16 protein-coding genes are annotated in these 15781 nt (G+C 58.9%); 8 read left to right on the forward strand and 8 right to left on the reverse strand.

Annotated elements, in window-relative coordinates; translation table 11 throughout:
* The first annotated feature begins 70 nt into the window (after positions 1 to 70).
* A complete protein-coding gene (locus ACQZ63_RS23445) occupies positions 71 to 1036 on the forward strand; it encodes a glycosyltransferase family 2 protein (protein WP_004431756.1) in 966 nt (321 codons plus the stop codon).
* Between the two features lie 51 nt (positions 1037 to 1087).
* A complete protein-coding gene (locus ACQZ63_RS23450; RefSeq protein WP_111802033.1) occupies positions 1088 to 2041 on the forward strand; it encodes a polysaccharide pyruvyl transferase family protein in 954 nt (317 codons plus the stop codon).
* Positions 2042 to 2233: 192 nt separating this feature from the next.
* On the opposite strand, the gene ACQZ63_RS23455 is transcribed toward ACQZ63_RS23450, so the two are convergent.
* Positions 2234 to 3223 carry a glycosyltransferase family 2 protein gene (locus tag ACQZ63_RS23455; RefSeq protein ID WP_448799410.1) on the reverse strand — a complete coding sequence of 330 codons (990 nt, stop codon included), beginning with the start codon at positions 3221 to 3223 and terminating at the stop codon, positions 2234 to 2236.
* A 110-nt stretch (positions 3224 to 3333) separates the two neighbouring features.
* A complete protein-coding gene (locus tag ACQZ63_RS23460) occupies positions 3334 to 3612 on the reverse strand; it encodes an exopolysaccharide production repressor protein (RefSeq protein WP_019566541.1) in 279 nt (92 codons plus the stop codon).
* A 338-nt stretch (positions 3613 to 3950) separates the two neighbouring features.
* Here ACQZ63_RS23460 and ACQZ63_RS23465 point away from each other — a divergent pair, with 338 nt between their 5' ends.
* Complete coding sequence (locus ACQZ63_RS23465; protein WP_448799411.1) at positions 3951 to 4217, forward strand: DUF6074 family protein; 267 nt, start codon at positions 3951 to 3953, stop codon at positions 4215 to 4217.
* A 73-nt stretch (positions 4218 to 4290) separates the two neighbouring features.
* Here the strand turns inward: ACQZ63_RS23465 and ACQZ63_RS23470 are convergent, their stop codons facing one another.
* The gene (locus ACQZ63_RS23470) at positions 4291 to 5187 is read right to left on the reverse strand and encodes a tetratricopeptide repeat protein (protein ID WP_004431770.1); all 897 of its coding nucleotides are present in this window, start codon (positions 5185 to 5187) and stop codon (positions 4291 to 4293) included.
* Positions 5188 to 5308: 121 nt separating this feature from the next.
* A complete protein-coding gene (rpsU, locus tag ACQZ63_RS23475; RefSeq protein WP_003498359.1) occupies positions 5309 to 5536 on the reverse strand; it encodes a 30S ribosomal protein S21 in 228 nt (75 codons plus the stop codon).
* 315 nt (positions 5537 to 5851) lie between these two features.
* On the opposite strand from rpsU, the gene ACQZ63_RS23480 reads away from it, so the two are divergent.
* From ACQZ63_RS23480 to ACQZ63_RS23500, 5 genes are read left to right on the forward strand one after another with little or no spacing between them, the layout of a single operon-like run.
* Complete coding sequence (locus ACQZ63_RS23480) at positions 5852 to 7105, forward strand: sarcosine oxidase subunit beta family protein (protein ID WP_004431781.1); 1254 nt, start codon at positions 5852 to 5854, stop codon at positions 7103 to 7105.
* Positions 7105 to 7515: a hypothetical protein gene (locus tag ACQZ63_RS23485; protein WP_004431784.1), complete on the forward strand. Its 411-nt coding sequence runs from the start codon at positions 7105 to 7107 to the stop codon at positions 7513 to 7515. Before ACQZ63_RS23480 ends, ACQZ63_RS23485 begins: the two co-directional genes overlap by 1 nt.
* A 13-nt stretch (positions 7516 to 7528) precedes the next feature.
* On the forward strand, positions 7529 to 7843 hold the full coding sequence (locus ACQZ63_RS23490; protein WP_004431787.1) for a sarcosine oxidase subunit delta: 315 nt from the start codon (positions 7529 to 7531) through the stop codon (positions 7841 to 7843).
* On the forward strand, positions 7840 to 10800 hold the full coding sequence (locus ACQZ63_RS23495; RefSeq protein ID WP_013762066.1) for a sarcosine oxidase subunit alpha: 2961 nt from the start codon (positions 7840 to 7842) through the stop codon (positions 10798 to 10800). The genes ACQZ63_RS23490 and ACQZ63_RS23495 overlap by 4 nt, the downstream gene beginning before the upstream one ends.
* Positions 10793 to 11347, forward strand: coding sequence for a sarcosine oxidase subunit gamma (locus tag ACQZ63_RS23500; RefSeq protein WP_065658718.1), 555 nt, complete (start codon positions 10793 to 10795; stop codon positions 11345 to 11347). The genes ACQZ63_RS23495 and ACQZ63_RS23500 overlap by 8 nt, the downstream gene beginning before the upstream one ends.
* Here the strand turns inward: ACQZ63_RS23500 and ACQZ63_RS23505 are convergent.
* The 4 genes from ACQZ63_RS23505 to glgX are packed head-to-tail and all read right to left on the reverse strand — an operon-like array spanning position 11344 to position 15670.
* Positions 11344 to 12384, reverse strand: coding sequence for a DUF2332 domain-containing protein (locus ACQZ63_RS23505; protein ID WP_065658717.1), 1041 nt, complete (start codon positions 12382 to 12384; stop codon positions 11344 to 11346). The two genes, ACQZ63_RS23500 and ACQZ63_RS23505, sit on opposite strands and share 4 nt — an antisense overlap.
* Positions 12385 to 12412: 28 nt before the next feature.
* Positions 12413 to 13141: a transporter substrate-binding domain-containing protein gene (locus ACQZ63_RS23510; protein ID WP_323131715.1), complete on the reverse strand. Its 729-nt coding sequence runs from the start codon at positions 13139 to 13141 to the stop codon at positions 12413 to 12415.
* 30 nt (positions 13142 to 13171) lie between these two features.
* The gene (locus tag ACQZ63_RS23515; RefSeq protein ID WP_004431798.1) at positions 13172 to 13660 is read right to left on the reverse strand and encodes a MaoC family dehydratase; all 489 of its coding nucleotides are present in this window, start codon (positions 13658 to 13660) and stop codon (positions 13172 to 13174) included.
* A gap of 54 nt (positions 13661 to 13714) precedes the next feature.
* Positions 13715 to 15670, reverse strand: a complete 1956-nt coding sequence (gene glgX / locus ACQZ63_RS23520) for a glycogen debranching protein GlgX (protein WP_065658715.1) — start codon at positions 15668 to 15670, stop codon at positions 13715 to 13717.
* Between the last annotated feature and the right edge of the window lie 111 nt (positions 15671 to 15781).

Below are 15781 nucleotides of genomic sequence, written 5' to 3' on the forward strand. Positions count from 1 at the left end.
TTGCCGATACCATCGGGGCCGCTTTTAGGATCGGGCCCGACACTTCTTGATCAACGCAAGGGGCGAAACAATGGCAAGATTTACTGTCGTCATTCCCTATTACCAAAAGCAGCACGGAATTCTTGGACGTGCGCTCGCATCGGTTTTTGCGCAGACTTACCAGGATTTCGATCTTGTCATCGTCGATGACGAATCGCCATATCCGATAGACAATGAGCTTGCAGAACTTTCGCAAGCGCAGAAAGAGCGGATTCTCGTCATTAAGCAGGCCAATGGCGGGCCGGGTGGTGCGCGCAATACCGGTCTCGACCACGTTCCTGCTGGCAGCGATTACGTCGCATTTCTTGACTCGGACGACATCTGGACGCCCGATCATCTCCAGAATGCGGCCTTCGCGCTGAAGACATTTGGCGGTGAGTGCTATTGGGCATCCATGCAGGCAAGTGACGAATTTTATTATCATTTCGCCATTTCCGAGCTGGAGAAGAACGAGGGCGCCGCAAGGCTTTCCGAGCGGCCTCTGGTGATCGAGCTGCCGGATCTGGCGAGCGTGATGCTGCGCAACTGGAGCTTCTTGCATCTCTCCTGCATGGTGATCGGCCGCCCGCTTTTTGAAAAGATACGCTTCGATCCGGCGCTCCGGCTTGCGGCGGAAGATGTGCTGTTTTTCTGCGATTCCATCCTCGCATCCAAGCGCACGCTTCTGTGTGACGATGCCGGTGCCATGCGCGGAATGGGCGTCAATATCTTCCACAGCATCGACAATACCTCGCCGGAATTCCTGCGCCAGCAGTTCAATACCTGGGTTGCGCTCGATACGCTGGAGGGGCGATTTTCGCGGCGGCCGGACGATGTGGCCTCGATCGCTTCCTATAAAAATACGGCGCGCAAACAGGCGCTCTGGAGCCAGGCCGGCAATCTGAAACGGCGCAAGGTGCCCGAATTCGGACTGCTGCTGAAGTGGGCGATGCGCGATCCGGCACTCCTGCGAGCGGCTTTTGAGCTCGGCGCAGGCAAAATAGTGCGGACAAGATGATCGAATTCTTGCCTGCAAGAATTTATATGTTTTTCACCCAGGAGTGACTTCATGAAACCTTACCACTGGGAATCGCATCACGGAAATTTTGGCGACGATCTCAATCTGTGGCTGTGGGACTTTCTGCTGCCCGGGCTGCGGGACGTGCATGACGATGTGATGCTCGTCGGTGTCGGCACGGTTCTCAATGATACATTGTTGCCCGCAAAGCAGCGCAAGCTTGTGATCGGCAGCGGTTATGGCTACGGCGCGGTGCCGGATACAAGCACCGGATTTTGGGACATTCGCTGCGTGCGCGGCGAAAAAACCGCAGCCAAATTGGGACTTTCTCCCGAAAAGGGCATTGTCGATCCCGCCGTGATGGTGACCGAGATGCCAGAGTTCAAAGGCCTGCCGAAACTCTACAAGAAAACCTTCGTTCCCCATTGGGAATCGGCGGAATTCGGCATGTGGGAAACGGTTTGCGAACCGGCGGGACTGACCTATCTCGATCCGCGCGGCGAGGCGATGTCGGTCATCCGCGCCATCGCCCAATCTGAATTTATCGTGGCCGAATCCATGCATGGCGCCATTCTTGCCGATGCGTTCCGCGTGCCATGGGTGGCGGTGAGCACATCTCCCTCGATCAACAGTTTCAAGTGGAGCGATTGGGCAGGCACGGTCGGTGTGGAGTATCAGCCGCGTTACGTGCCAGTCTCCACCCGCGCCGAGGCGGCGAAAAAGGGGTCGCGTTTCTGGGGTATGAGCTTCCCGCCGCCGCCAGCCCCCGTCATTGCCGAGGCGGGATCCGGTCCGGCGCTTGAGGGCGATGTGCTGGTGCGGCCGCAGGCAAGCCAATCCCTGTCGCTGCGCAAACTGGCCAAGCAGGTGCTGGCAGCACCTTCCACGCTGGCGCTGTGGCAGGCAAGCCGTGCCGAACCGCGTCTCAGCCCGGATGGCAGGCTGGAGGAACGCAAGGAGCGTTTTTCCGCTGTTCTGGAAACGGTCAAACGTGATTATCTCTGAAGGCGGGTTGCCTCAGCAATTTCGGACACAGTCACCCCGGCCTGGGTCCGGGGTCCAGCGCGCTCAAGTCCTTGATCGCAAAAGACTCTCTTCATGGCGCAGACGCGCCATGACTGGATGTCGGATCTAGTCCGGCACGAAGAATGAGAGAATATCGAACTTGCCATCATCCTCGCGGCTGGAGGTTTTCCCTCAGGAAACCGGCGTGCCGTCCAGCAGATAACGAATATCCCGAACCGGCGCCGGTTTGCGAAAACGGGCGGTCTTGTCGGTCCAGATGCCGCGCGTGATGGCCGGCAGGGCAGGCAGACGCGCAAGAGCGTGGCTCAAAGCGCCGCCCATCCCTTTCTGCTTTTTCGCATCGAGAAAATGGCGAAGCTCGAATTTCGCGCGGATGTGTTTTTCGTGCTCGAGCAGGATCGCCGTCTCGCTGGCCGACAGCTTGCAGCTGGTGAGAATATCCTTGTCCGCTTCGTATAGACGGCGAAGATCTTCCGTGCTGTGACGGCCGCTCAACGAATTGCCGCGGACAATCGCCCCATAACCGCAATGACGGATGACCTTGTAACGGGCACCGGCGGCAAGCGCGCGGGTATAAAGTTCGTAGTCTTCGCCGAGACGCAGACGCTCGTCGTACCGCAACGCATGGTTGTCCAGAAAGGCGCGGCGGATCACCGGTTTCAGAAAGCCGGTTTCCCCGCGTTCCACGCCGGGTCTGGAAATATTGCCTTCCACGAACTCCGTCAGCGACAGAAACCGGGCCTGTGGTTCGAAGCGGGCCGGCTGCATGGACGACGCGCCCGGAACCGATTGCTGGATGAAGGCGATATTGTCGGCCACCAGATCCCAGTCGTCATTTTCCAGCATGGCGGCAAAACGGCCTTTGAAAAAAAAGTCGTCCGCGTCGAGAATGCTGATGAGCGGTGCGGATGAAATCGAGATCGCATGGTTGCGGGCGGCCGAAGGGCCACGATTGACGTCGAATCGCACGACCCGCAAACGGCCGGTACCGTCATCCGCCGCATGTGCGACATCGCTGGTCGTATCGGTGGAGCCATCGTCGATCACCATGACTTCGGCGACCTCCGGCTCCACAAGGGCGGAGCGGATGGCGATATCTATCGTATCGGATGCATTTTTCGCAGCGATGATGACGCAAATGGGCTGTGAACCGCTCACCATGTGTTGTCCTTCTGCTGTGACGAACCGTCAGGATTTGGTCAGCAGAAAGTGTCAGGGGTGTGGATGCAAGTGATTTTTTTGCGGCGCAATAAAAGAATGTGCGTGAGAGGTCACATATCGGTCAGTTTCGCGCCATGTGGCGGGGCGCTGCTTACCGTGTCCGGCGTCATGATCTCGGCGCTGCGATCAAGCGCGAAGGTTTCGCGCATCCGCCGTTTCTCCCGGGCGACCAGAACCAGGAGTGCAATAAAATAACCGGTTTGCAGAATGACGGCGCAGATGAGGGTCTGGATGAATGCCGTATAGAACGACCCGTGGATGAAATATGTAGCGACCGCAAAGGCAAGCAATGCACCAATCATGCTGAAAAATACACGAGGTGCATACATGGTGCTCTCCTCCCGAGAACGATTTCTCCGTTTTTGGCTGCGCTGCGGCATTTTTTTTCTTTGCAAGAATATACGATGAGACCGGTGTTGTTTCAACACACATATACTTCTTCTATCTCCCACGGCATGAAATTTCGGTAATCTTGATTGGTAAATTCCTTGGTAATCGGCGATTTGCCCGAATCGGTGTCCTCCGGCAGCGCAGATTCTTTCGTCTGACAGGCTGCAGAACCCGTCCCTGCAAGGCGTTAGCGGCCTTCTCTCCTGCGTAGCAGACTTCGTTAACCATCCAGCCTTTAAAAAGTCGGTATTGATTCCTCGAAGAGCAAGGTGCCCGCGTGACGACGAATTCGGAAGTAATCGCCTTTCCGGCAAAGAACCGTATTGCCAACGTAAAACGGTGCGCAACCATGCTCGACCGGCTGCATGGTGTGGAGGCGAATGATTTCTGGCGCAAGGAGTGCCGTGAACTGGCCGCCTATCTGACGGGCCTCGGCTATGAGGACGCCGCCATGCGGCGCGAGGTCATGGAGTTTCAAAATGCGGTGCAGGCGGAGTTGTGGGCGGGGGATGCCACGCCCGAGGCGCGCCGCGACAGCCATTGAGGCTTTAAGCGTTTCCCAAAAAAAAGCCGGCAGGTGTCGCACCGCCGGCTTTTCTGTTCATATCTGTTTTTGATCAGGATGCGCCGGCACCGCGCGTGCGGGCAATGCCGTCGAGCGCGGGCTTATATTTCGGATCAAGCCGTGCCGCATGCGAATAGGACTTTGCGGCTTTCGCCATCTCGCCGCGGCGCTCATAGACCAGTGCCTGGTTGGCCCATGATTCTGCGACGTTGCCATCAAGCGAAATGGCGTGGTTGAAATCGGCGAAAGCGTTTTCGTCGTCGTTCAGCGCGACATAGGAAAGGCCACGGCCGTTATAGGGTTCCGGCGAGGTTGAGGACAGCGAGATGGCCTTGGAGAAGTCCTCGATCGCTTGGGCATGCTGGTTGCGCAGCTGGTAGATCAGGCCACGATTGTGCCACGCGCGGCCATCGGTGGTTTCGAGTTCGATGGCGCGGGAGAAGTCGTTGAAAGCTTCGTTGACGCGGCCGGACTGGCGGTAAAGATTGCCACGGCCGATCAGGGCTACGTCATAGCTCGCATTGATCTGCAAAGCGGCGTTGTAATCCTGCAAGGCCTGCTGCTGCTGGCCGGAATTGCGATACACGAGCGCGCGGTTGGCATAGGCCTGATAAAAGCGCGGGTTCAGTTGCAGCGCCTTGTTGAAATCCTCGATGGCGCGGCGCGAATCGCCGGCGCGGCCGTAAGCGGAGCCACGAACGTTATAGCCTTCCGGATCCTGCGGATTGGCGTTGATGACCGAGGTGAGCGAGGCAATGTTTTCCTGCGAGCCCTGGGCACGGTCGATCCTGAAGACATCGTCAGTCTGGTTGGACGTAGCGCAGCCGGAAAGACCGGCAAGGACGGTACAGACGACAAGGGAAACACGGAATCTCTTGTTGTTTTTCAGGAGCACCCGGCGCGTGGAGGCATCGGAGTTTTTCACAACACAGGCATCAACAGCGGTCATTCGGTGGGGGTTCCCTCGCAGGCCGGTCTCAAGATAATTCTCCGGCCACAAACACAAAGAGCGGCGGCGAATTGATCGCCCCCGCCCAACAAGCATTCAAAAACGTCCAAAAGACGGCCTATTAACGGCCTGCGCGCGGAGCTGCAACCAGACCTTCGCGCTGTGCGCGCTTGCGTGCCAGCTTGCGAACGCGACGAACAGCTTCAGCCTTTTCGCGGGCGCGCTTCTGGGAAGGCTTTTCGTAATAATCGCGCATTTTCATTTCACGGAAAATGCCTTCGCGCTGCATCTTTTTCTTGAGAGCGCGAAGCGCCTGATCAACGTTATTGTCGCGGACTAGTACCTGCACGTGAAACCCGTTCCTTTTGTTTGGTTGTCTTGCTGTGAGAATAAAGGCATTCGCACGCAAATAAAATCGTTCGTTCGGCCGTCGAGCCTAGCGATTGGTGACGTGCAATATCAGAACATTTGCAGCAAGTCCATACGGTACCGCATATTCAACAGCCAAAATCCAGCTACCCCGGCATTCTGCCTGCAATGTCGAAACAAAAGCATTGCGGCGTCGCAAAATGGATATTGCCTCCGATGCCGATTTGCCATGTGTATAATATGTGCCGGAGCTATGCTTTCGGCTTCTGGCCGGTTCTTGAGGAGCAGACTGCGAATGCGCAAATATTCCGTTTTTGCCGTGGCGCGCGAGGCGTTGCGGGGTCATAAGGGGTGGGATGCGCAATGGGCGTCGCCCGAGCCGCGCAAGGAATATGACGTCATCATCATCGGTGGCGGCGGCCACGGTCTTGGGGCCGCCTATTATCTTGCCAAGGAACACGGCATTACCAATATAGCGGTGCTGGAAAAGGGCTGGCTAGGCGGTGGCAATACCGGCCGCAACACCACCATCATCCGCTCCAATTATCTCTATGAAGAGAGCATGGATATCTACGAGCATTCCCTGAAATTATGGGAAGGGTTGAGCCAGGATCTCAATTACAACGTCATGTATTCGGCGCGCGGCGTTATGATGCTGTCGCACAACATTCACGACCAGCAGTCCTTCAAGCGCCATATCAATGCCAACCGTCTCTATGGCATCGACAATGAATGGCTGACGCCGGAACAGGCCAAGGCCTATTGCCCGCCACTCGAGATTTCCGGCAATGCGCGTTATCCGATCAACGGTGCTGCCCTCCAGCGGCGCGGCGGCACGGCGCGTCACGATGCGGTGGCCTGGGGCTATGCGCGTGCGGCTTCCGATCGCGGCGTGCACATTATCCAGAATTGCGAAGTCACGGCCATCAGGCGCGGACCTGATGGCGCGGTCACGGGCGTCGAGACCAATCGCGGTTTCATTGGCGCAAAGAAAATCGGCGTTTCCGCCGCCGGTCACTCCTCCGTTCTGATGAAAATGGCGGATGTGCGTGTGCCTCTGCATTCCAACCCGTTGCAGGCGCTGGTATCAGAGCCGCTGAAGCCGATCTTCCCCTGTGTCGTCATGTCCAATACGGTGCATGCCTATATCTCCCAGTCGGACAAGGGCGAGCTGGTCATCGGTGCTGGCACCGACCAGTATAATTCCTACTCCCAGACTGGCGGCCTGCAGATCATCACGCATACGCTTGACGCCATCTGCGAGCTGTTCCCGATTTTCCGCCGCGTCAAGATGATGCGCCAATGGGGCGGCATTACCGACAACACACCCGATCGCTCCGCCATTCAGAGTGTGACGCCGGTGCCAAATCTCTTTGTCAATTGCGGTTGGGGCACGGGTGGTTTCAAGGCGACACCGGGCTCGGCCAATCTGTTTGCGCATCTCATCGCGCGCGGCGAACCGCACCGTCTGGCGGCGGGGCTGACGCTCGATCGTTTCCGCACCGGACGCCTCATCGACGAGGCCGCTGCCGCCGCCGTGGCGCACTGATGCTGGCGGCGGTTATGCTTTCGGCAAACATGGGTGTTGCGGCGGCGGTCGTGCCGGCGGGCAATCTCATCCCCGAGATGGGGGATTTTCGTAGCCAGAAAATCCAGAGAATGCAGGGTGAACGCGACTGGCCTTTCGTGGCGGAAAAAGGCCTTTTGCTCTGCGCGCCGAGTCTCGCGGACAAGCTGGTCTATTTCGTCGGCGAGAAGGAAAATGGTGCGCAGGACGAGCCCTTCGCGATCGACACCGACATGATGGCGGTTGCCATCATCAATATGGGTCGGGCCTCGGCGCTGAAACCATTCGATAATTTCGAGCAGCTCTTGAAGCGGCTTTCCCCCTTCGTTGCGATGGGAAAGCGGCTGTGTGACCAACCCGCCGGAAGCATGCTTCCGGAAAGTTCTCTTTGAAGGTGGAGCCACGATGCTTCTGATCCATTGCCCTTATTGCCGGGAAGACCGTTCCGAACTCGAATTTCGCTGGGCGGGCGAAGCCCATATCGCCCGGCCGGAAAACATTGCCGATATTTCGGACGAGGCCTTTGCCGAATATTTCTTCATTCGCGACAATGACAAAGGTCTCGTTTTCGAGCGCTGGCGCCACATTCACGGTTGCGGCCGCTTTTTCAACGCCGCCCGCGATTCCGTCAGCGACAAATTCCTGATGACCTACAAGGCAGGCGAGCCGAAACCGGATGCCGACGCGGTTCTTTCCGCCCAAAAGGGAGCTGCGCAATGAGCGGCGATTATCGTATCAAGGGCGCCGGTCGCCTGACACCTGCCAGAACGGCACGCTTCACCTTCGACGGCAAGATCTATCAGGCGCTGGAAGGCGACACCGTTGCATCCGCACTTCTGGCGAATGGCGTGCATCTGATTGGCCGTTCGTTCAAATATCACCGCCCGCGTGGTTTCCTTTCCGCCGGCCCGGAGGAGCCGAATGCGCTGATCGACGTATCGCGTGACAGCCTGCGCAAACAGCCGAATGTGCGCGCCACGGTGCAGGATGTATTCGACGGCGCCATCATCGCCTCGCAGAACCGCTTTCCGTCGCTGTCCTTCGATATCAGTGCGATCAACGATTTCCTGTCGCCGATGTTTGCGGCTGGTTTCTACTATAAGACCTTCATGTGGCCGAAGGCCGCGTGGCACAAGATTTATGAACCGATCATCCGTCGCGCAGCCGGTCTCGGCAAGGCGCCGACCGAGCCGGATGCGGATCATTATTCCGGCCGTTATGCCCATTGCGACGTGCTGGTGGCCGGTGGCGGTGTGGCCGGGCTGACAGCGGCGCTCGCCGCTGCAAAAACTGGCGCCAGCGTCATTCTGGTTGATGAGAATGCCGAAGTTGGCGGCGCGCTGCGTTTTGATACCGGTGCGGTCATCGACGGCCTGTCCGGATATGACTGGGCGCAAAAAGTTTTCACTGAACTGAAATCGCTGCCCAATGTGCGTGTTCTGACCCGCACGACAGCGTTCGGTTATTACAACCACAATTTCGTGGCGCTGGCCGAGCGTGTGACCGATCACCTCGCCACGCCGGCCAAACACCAGCCACGTGAAAGACTGTGGCAGGTCCGCGCCAAGAAAGTCGTTCTGGCGGCAGGCGCGATCGAGCGGCACATGGTCTTTGCCAATAATGATCGTCCCGGCATCATGCTGGCTTCTGCTGCGCGCATCTATCTCAACCATTACGGCGTGACCGTCGGCAATAATGTCGGTGTCTACACAGCCCATGATTCTGCCTATGAGACGGCATTCGATCTCAAGAAAGCGGGTGTGAAGATCGCCGCTATCGTGGATTGCCGCGAGAACCCCGATCGGCGGCTGCTGGACGAGGCGCGGGCGCTGGGCATCGAGGTACTGGCGGGTCACAGTGTTTACGATACGTCAGGGCGGCTGCGCGTTTCTTCCATGAGCGTTGGCCGCAATGGCGGCTCTAACAAGCGCAAGATTGCCATCGACGCGCTCGTCGTTTCGGCGGGCTGGACGCCTTCGGTGCATCTCTTCTCGCAATCGCGCGGCAAGCTGAAGTTTGACGCGGCAAACCAGCGGTTCCTGCCTGACATCCATGTGCAGAATTGTGTGTCAGTCGGCGCCTGCAACGGCACGGACGATCTCGCCGCATTGATCGCCGAGGCTGCTGCCGCAGGTGGCGGTGCAGCGGAATTCTCCGGCGAGAATGCGCGCGCCTGGACCGGCGGCATGATCGGCGCTGCGGAAGGGGCAGGCGAAGGCACCGGCGTCAAGGCCTTCATCGATTTCCAGCACGATGTCTGCGCCAAGGACATTCGCCTTGCCGTGCGTGAAGGCATGCATTCGGTCGAGCACATCAAGCGCTTCACCACCAATGGCATGGCGTCCGATCAGGGCAAGATGTCCAACATGCATGGCCTTGCCATTGCCTCGGAAGCGCTTGGGCGGGATCTGCCGAAGGTCGGTCTCACCACTTTCCGCCAACCCTATACGCCGGTCACCTTCGGCACGCTCATCAACCATTCGCGCGGTGCGCTGTTCGACCCGACCCGCAAGACGCCGATGCATGACGAAGAGGCTGCGGCAGGCGCCCTTTTCGAGGATGTCGGCAACTGGAAGCGCGCATGGTTCTTCCCGCGCGGCGGCGAGGATATGCACGAGGCGCTCAACCGCGAATGCAAGACGGTGCGGACAAGCGTCGGCGTGTTCGATGCCTCCACGCTCGGCAAGATCGAGGTGGTCGGCCCCGATGCGGCTAAGTTCCTGAACCTCATCTACACAAATGCCTGGGACACACTGAAACCCGGCCGTTGCCGCTATGGCATCATGACGCGCGAGGACGGTTTCGTTTACGATGACGGTGTTGTCGGTCGTCTTTCCGAGGACCGTTTCCACGTGACGACGACGACGGGCGGCGCACCGCGCGTTCTCCAGCACATGGAGGATTATCTCCAGACCGAATTCCCCGAGCTGAATGTCTGGCTGACATCGGCGACCGAACAATGGGCGGTGATTGCGGTGCAGGGACCGAAAGCGCGCGAGGTGATCGCGCCTTTCGTCGAGGGTATCGATATTTCGCCCGAAGCCTTCCCGCATATGGCGGTCGCGGAAGGCACCTTCTGCGGCGTGCCGACGCGTCTCTTCCGTGTATCATTCACGGGTGAGCTTGGTTTCGAAATCAACGTTCCGGCCGATTACGGCGCTGCCGTCTGGACCGCGATCCGTGAACGGGCCGAAGCGGTGGGCGGATGCCTTTATGGCACCGAGACCATGCACATCCTGCGCGCCGAAAAGGGTTACATCATCGTCGGACAGGATACCGACGGCACCGTGACGCCTGACGATGCCGGGCTTGCCTGGGCCGTTTCCAAGAAGAAGACGGATTTCGTCGGTATTCGCGGTCTGAAACGCCCGGATCTCATGCGCTCTGGTCGAAAGCAGCTTGTGGGCCTCAAGACGAAGGACCGGCTGACTGTTCCCGAAGAGGGTGGCCAGATCGTTGCTGATCCAAACCAGCCGAAACCCATGACCATGCTCGGCCATGTCACTTCCGCCTACTGGTCGGAAAATCTCGGCCACTCCATCGCCTTTGCGCTGGTGGCGGATGGCAGGGCGCGCATGGGCGAAACGCTCTACATCCCGCTTGCCGATAAAACAATTGCCGTCGAAGTGACCGATATGGTCTTCCTCGACAAGGAAGGAGCCCGTCTCAATGGCTGACACACTTCACGCAAAACGCAAATCCGTACTCGAGGATTTCCACGGTGGTTCGCCCTTCGTCTCGCTGAAGCCCGCCGCCTCGGCGTCGCGGCTGTCGCTGCGCGCAAGGGAAAGCGCACTGCCGGCCCTCTCGGATGCACTCGGCCTGTTATTGCCCAACAGCCCGAAAAGCTCTGTCACATCGGGTTTGCGCTCCGCTCTCTGGCTTGGTCCGGACGAATGGCTGGTGATCGATCAGGGCGAAAGCGACCTTATGGCGGCGCTCGCCACCGTTCCCGGCATGTTTTCGGCGACCGACGTTTCCCACCGCAACACGGCTGTCATCGTTTCCGGCCCCGGCGCGGAGGCAGCTCTGAACGCCGGTTGCCCGCAGGATCTGTCTATCGCACAGTTCCCGATCGGCGCCTGCTCGCGAACGGTTTTCGGCAAGGCGGAAGTGGTGCTGCTGCGCGTGGCTGACGATACGTTCCGGGTCGAGTGCTGGCGCTCCTTCGCCGAATATGTCGGCGGCCTGTTGCAGGAAGCGGCGCAGGACGTGGCGGTCTAGCTTTTCCACCCCTGCCATTCCACCCATCGCCCATGGAAATCGGCGCGGCCGATTTCCTGTTTCTTACCGGTCGGCCAGATTTGCAGGGTGATTGCGGCGCTTCCCGGCGTCGTATCTGCCTCCATCTGCAGGCGGGCAAGCGGAGCCTCAGGGGTGGCACGGCTTCCAGCCTCGGCGATCAGCGTTTCGCCGGCCTCTTTCAGCGCATCGGGCAGATATTGCCAGGCGACAGAATGGTAGACCACATGGGCAGCGCCCGAATGTTGCGCGGCAAGGCGGCGTTGCAGCCAGTCAATTGCGTCAGCCTTTTCAACGTGCAAGCCGTTCTCCACCGCAATACGCAGGGCGGCCGCCGTGCGCTCCAGCCTGTCGGTCTGATCGGCCCAGACATATGACATCAGCCGCAACCGGTCCTCGGCAGACGACGGATCGAGTGGGTTAAGATCGCAGCCGGCGCGCTCGATGACCTCTATCCGCTTGTCGGGCGGGGTGTCTCCGCGCCATTCCGGCGACATGGACACTTCGGATTGCCTGCCCCAGGCAAGATCGCCAAGACGATACTGGTAGCGGTCAAATTGCAGGTTCAGACCGGCGCTGGCGCCGACCTCTGAAAGGACCAGCGGCTTGCCGAAAAGCTCCGCAATGGAAAGAAAACCCGGCAGCAGCACAGCGGAACGGCGGACTTCGTTGGTCTGCGGCGGCGATTTCAGTCTTTCGAGGATGAAGCCCGAATGGAAGCGCAAGGCACTTGCGCAAGCCTGCCAGAGCGCATTCTCGTCTTCGGGTGCTATATCGACAAGAGGAGCGATCTTGTCCTCGATGACAAGCGCATGCAGGGCACCGGCAAGCCGCAGTGGGACGGAATCGCCGGACGGGCCGACATTGCCAGGCCAGGACAAAATCATCTCGCCAACGTCCGTCTGGCGATCCAGCCGCGCCGCCACCGCGCGGCAAAGCCGTGCGGTAAAGGGCGAACCGAGGCTGTCGCAGGCTCTTGCCTGTGCGAGAAACGCGTCTCTTACGGCTTCATCATGCATTGGGCCGTCTCCTTTGCGCAGTCCGGCGTTACTTTGCCAGACTGGCCTCGCCGTTGACGAGGGCTTGATCATCAAAACCAAAATTGCGCATCAGCACACGGTGCTCGTCTGATCCGATATAACAAAGAAGCGCCGCATCGACCGCGCTCTGGAGTTCCCGGTCGGATTGGCGGAAAGCAAATGCGCCTGAGGCTGCTGGTCTCTCTTTCGGTAAAACAGAGACAACTTCCAAATCGAGCTCTGGATTTTGCTGCATAAAACCGAGATGGGCCATGGCCACGCTGGCATAGGCGTCGGCACGCCCATCCAATACGGCCTGAGCGGCCTCGTCGTAGGTCTCGCAAATGAGAATGCGGTCATCGGGCACGCCCGCTTCCATAATTGCGCGATGTTGGATCTGATCACGGATCGCGACCAGCGTACATTCCGGATTTTTTGCTGCCGATGCGTATCCGTCCAGATCTCTGAGGTTGCCCTTCCTCACCAACAGTCCATCAGGCAACGCCCAGATGGGATGGCTGAACGTCACGATCTTTCTGCGTTCAGCGGTATCGAAGAGGCCAGTAGTCATATCCCAAAGGTTTTCGTTCAGCCCAGGCAACAATTGCGAGAATTCGGTTTCGATGAATTCAATGTCATGAATACCGATCATGGCTAGAATGACTCGCGCCAACTCCACATCGCACCCGGTCACATCGCCGCATTCGTTCCTGTAGTTGAACGGAGGTTCTATCAAATATGCGAATCTCACAGACACTCCGATCTCAAATTGGGATTTACTTCGCCATCAGGCGTCTTGCGGCCTGTCCTCGGGGTTGAACTGGGTGATGGTTGTCCAGCGGGCAGTGAGCGCCGGTTTTTTCTCGTTTTCTATCTCCACCGTCACATCATAGGTCGTCACCAGCATGGCGGCGCCGCGAAACCGCGCCTCGGCCAAAGTGAAACGGCCACGCACCCGTGCTCCGCTTTTGACCGGCGTGACGAAGCGGACGGCGTCAAAGCCGTAGTTGATGCCCATGGTCGTTTCGCGAATGCGGGGCAGGGCATCGTAATTCAGAGCCGAAAGCAGCGAGAGCGTCAGGAACCCATGCGCGATAGTGCCGCCAAAGGGGCTTTCCGCCTTGGCGCGTTCCGGGTCGGTGTGGATGAACTGTTCGTCCAGCGTCGCTTTTGCGAAGGCGTCGATCATTGTCTGGTCGACGGTGATCCAGTCGGAAACGCCCAGCTCCGTGCCGACGAAATTTTTCATTTCCGCCAGCGCTATTTCCTTTGCCATGTTACCTCTTCTCGATTGCCTTTCGGAACTTATAAAGGTGCCGGGGCCAAGCGATCAACCGCGCAGATAAAACACTACCGAGCGGGCAGGGAGGAAGGCCGGATTGCCGAAATCCGTGCCGATCGCTTGCCAGTCGTCGCCCGGCAGGGTGAAGGGCACGATCTCATGGCTGCGGTTGATGAGCACGGCAAGCTCCGCGTCGTTTTCGGTCTCGTGGTCCGGCGTGGCAAGCACCATGGCGAAAGCCGGCATGTCCGGCCTTTCCCATTCCGCGACCGTCATCGGTTCTCCGCCGGGGGCAAGCCATGTCACATCGCCGTTGCCGGAGAAAAACTCGGTTTGCGAAAACACGCCGAAGCGTTTGCGAAGTGCTGCAAGAAATGCCGTGTGGTCAGTCAGCTCCTGGGAGAGCGACGACCAGTCGACCCACGTTATCTCGTTGTCCTGGCAATAGGCATTGTTATTGCCATGTTGGCTGCGGCCACCCTCATCGCCGGCGGTCAGCATCAACGTGCCGCGACTGACGAAGAGCGTGGAAAGCAGCGCTTTTACATCCGCGTGGCGCGCGGCCACGACGGCAGGATCGTCCGTCAATCCCTCCAAACCATTGTTCCAGGAATGATTTTCATTATGCCCGTCGCGATTGTTCTCGCCGTTTTTCTCATTGTGCTTGTGTTCGTGGCTGACGAGATCAAACAGGGTAAAACCGTCATGGGCGGCAAGGAAATTGACGCTGCGGCTTTTCGAACGTCCACGGCGGGAAAAGATCGGCGAAGAGCCGGAAAGCGCATTGGCCAGCGCCCCGGTCGTTCCCGCATCGCCGCGCCAGAACCGGCGCATGTCGTCGCGGGCGCGGTCGTTCCATTCCAGAAAGCTCTCCGGAAAATTGCCGAGCTGATAGCCGCCGGGGCCGATATCCCATGGTTCGGCGATCAGCACGCGGTCGTATAGTACCGGGTCAGAGTGCATGGCGGCAAGCGTTTCGCTGGCCATGTCGAAGCCACTAGCCGTTCGTCCCAATATGGGCGCGAGATCGAAACGGAAGCCATCGATACCGGCATTGAGAACGAAATGCCTCAGGGAATCGATAATGAGCTGGCGCACATAGGGATGATCGCAGGCCACAGTGTTGCCGGTGCCGGTGTCATTGACCAGCACGCCTGGCTTTCCTTCCGGGTGACGGAAAGCGGTGAGATTGTCCAGTCCGCGCAAAGACAGGATGGAGCCTTCGCTGTCGCTTTCACCCGTATGGTTGAAAACCAGATCGAGAATGACGCCGATGCCTTGCGCGTGCAGGGCTGCAACCGTGTCGCGCAGCTCCCGCACTCCGCCGGGGCAGAGGCGCGGATCGAGCGCCATGAAGCCGACGGGATTGTATCCCCATGCATTGGAAAGGCCAAGCGGCGGCAGGTGGCGCTCGTCGATCCAGGCGGTGATCGGCATCAGCTCCACCGCATCGACACCGATTTTTTTCAAATGCGCAATAATGGCAGGATGAGCCAGCGCTGCCACCGTGCCTCTCAGCTCTTCCGGCACGGCAGGATGCAATTTGGTGAAGGATTTAACCGCGAGTTCGTAAATCAGCCCGCCTTCGGCAAAGCGTGGCGGCTGGCGCCTGACCTGCTCATATTGCGACAGGATCGCCTTCGGCATGATCGCGCCCGTGTCTTCGCCATAGGCCAAAAGCGCGGCATCATGCCGGAATGGCCGGTCTATCTCCGTGGCATAGGGGTCGAGCAGCAGTTTTGCGGGGTCGAACCACAGGCCATGTTCGGGGGCATAAATGCCGTCGGCGCGGTAGCCATATCGCGCACCGGGGCCGGTCTCGGCAACTGTCAGCCGGTGAATGTCATTCTCATCGCGCCTCATTGGCAAACGCGCCGTCTCTTTTTCGCCCGTCGCATCAAAAAGGCAAAGGTCGATTTGTGAGGCGTGCCGGGAATAGACCGCAAATTCCGTTCCGTTTTCCGTCTGGGTTACGCCTTTGGGGAAAACGGCTGGTTTCTGCATGGTCTCTCTCTCCGGAAGATGATGATATCGAGTCTGGCGGGGAGGTTAGTCAGTAACCTCAGGCGGCCTCATGGCCGCCTGCCAAGTTTTTCGCTATGCCCGTTGCCGGAA

The organism is Agrobacterium sp. CG160-95 (assembly GCF_053521725.1).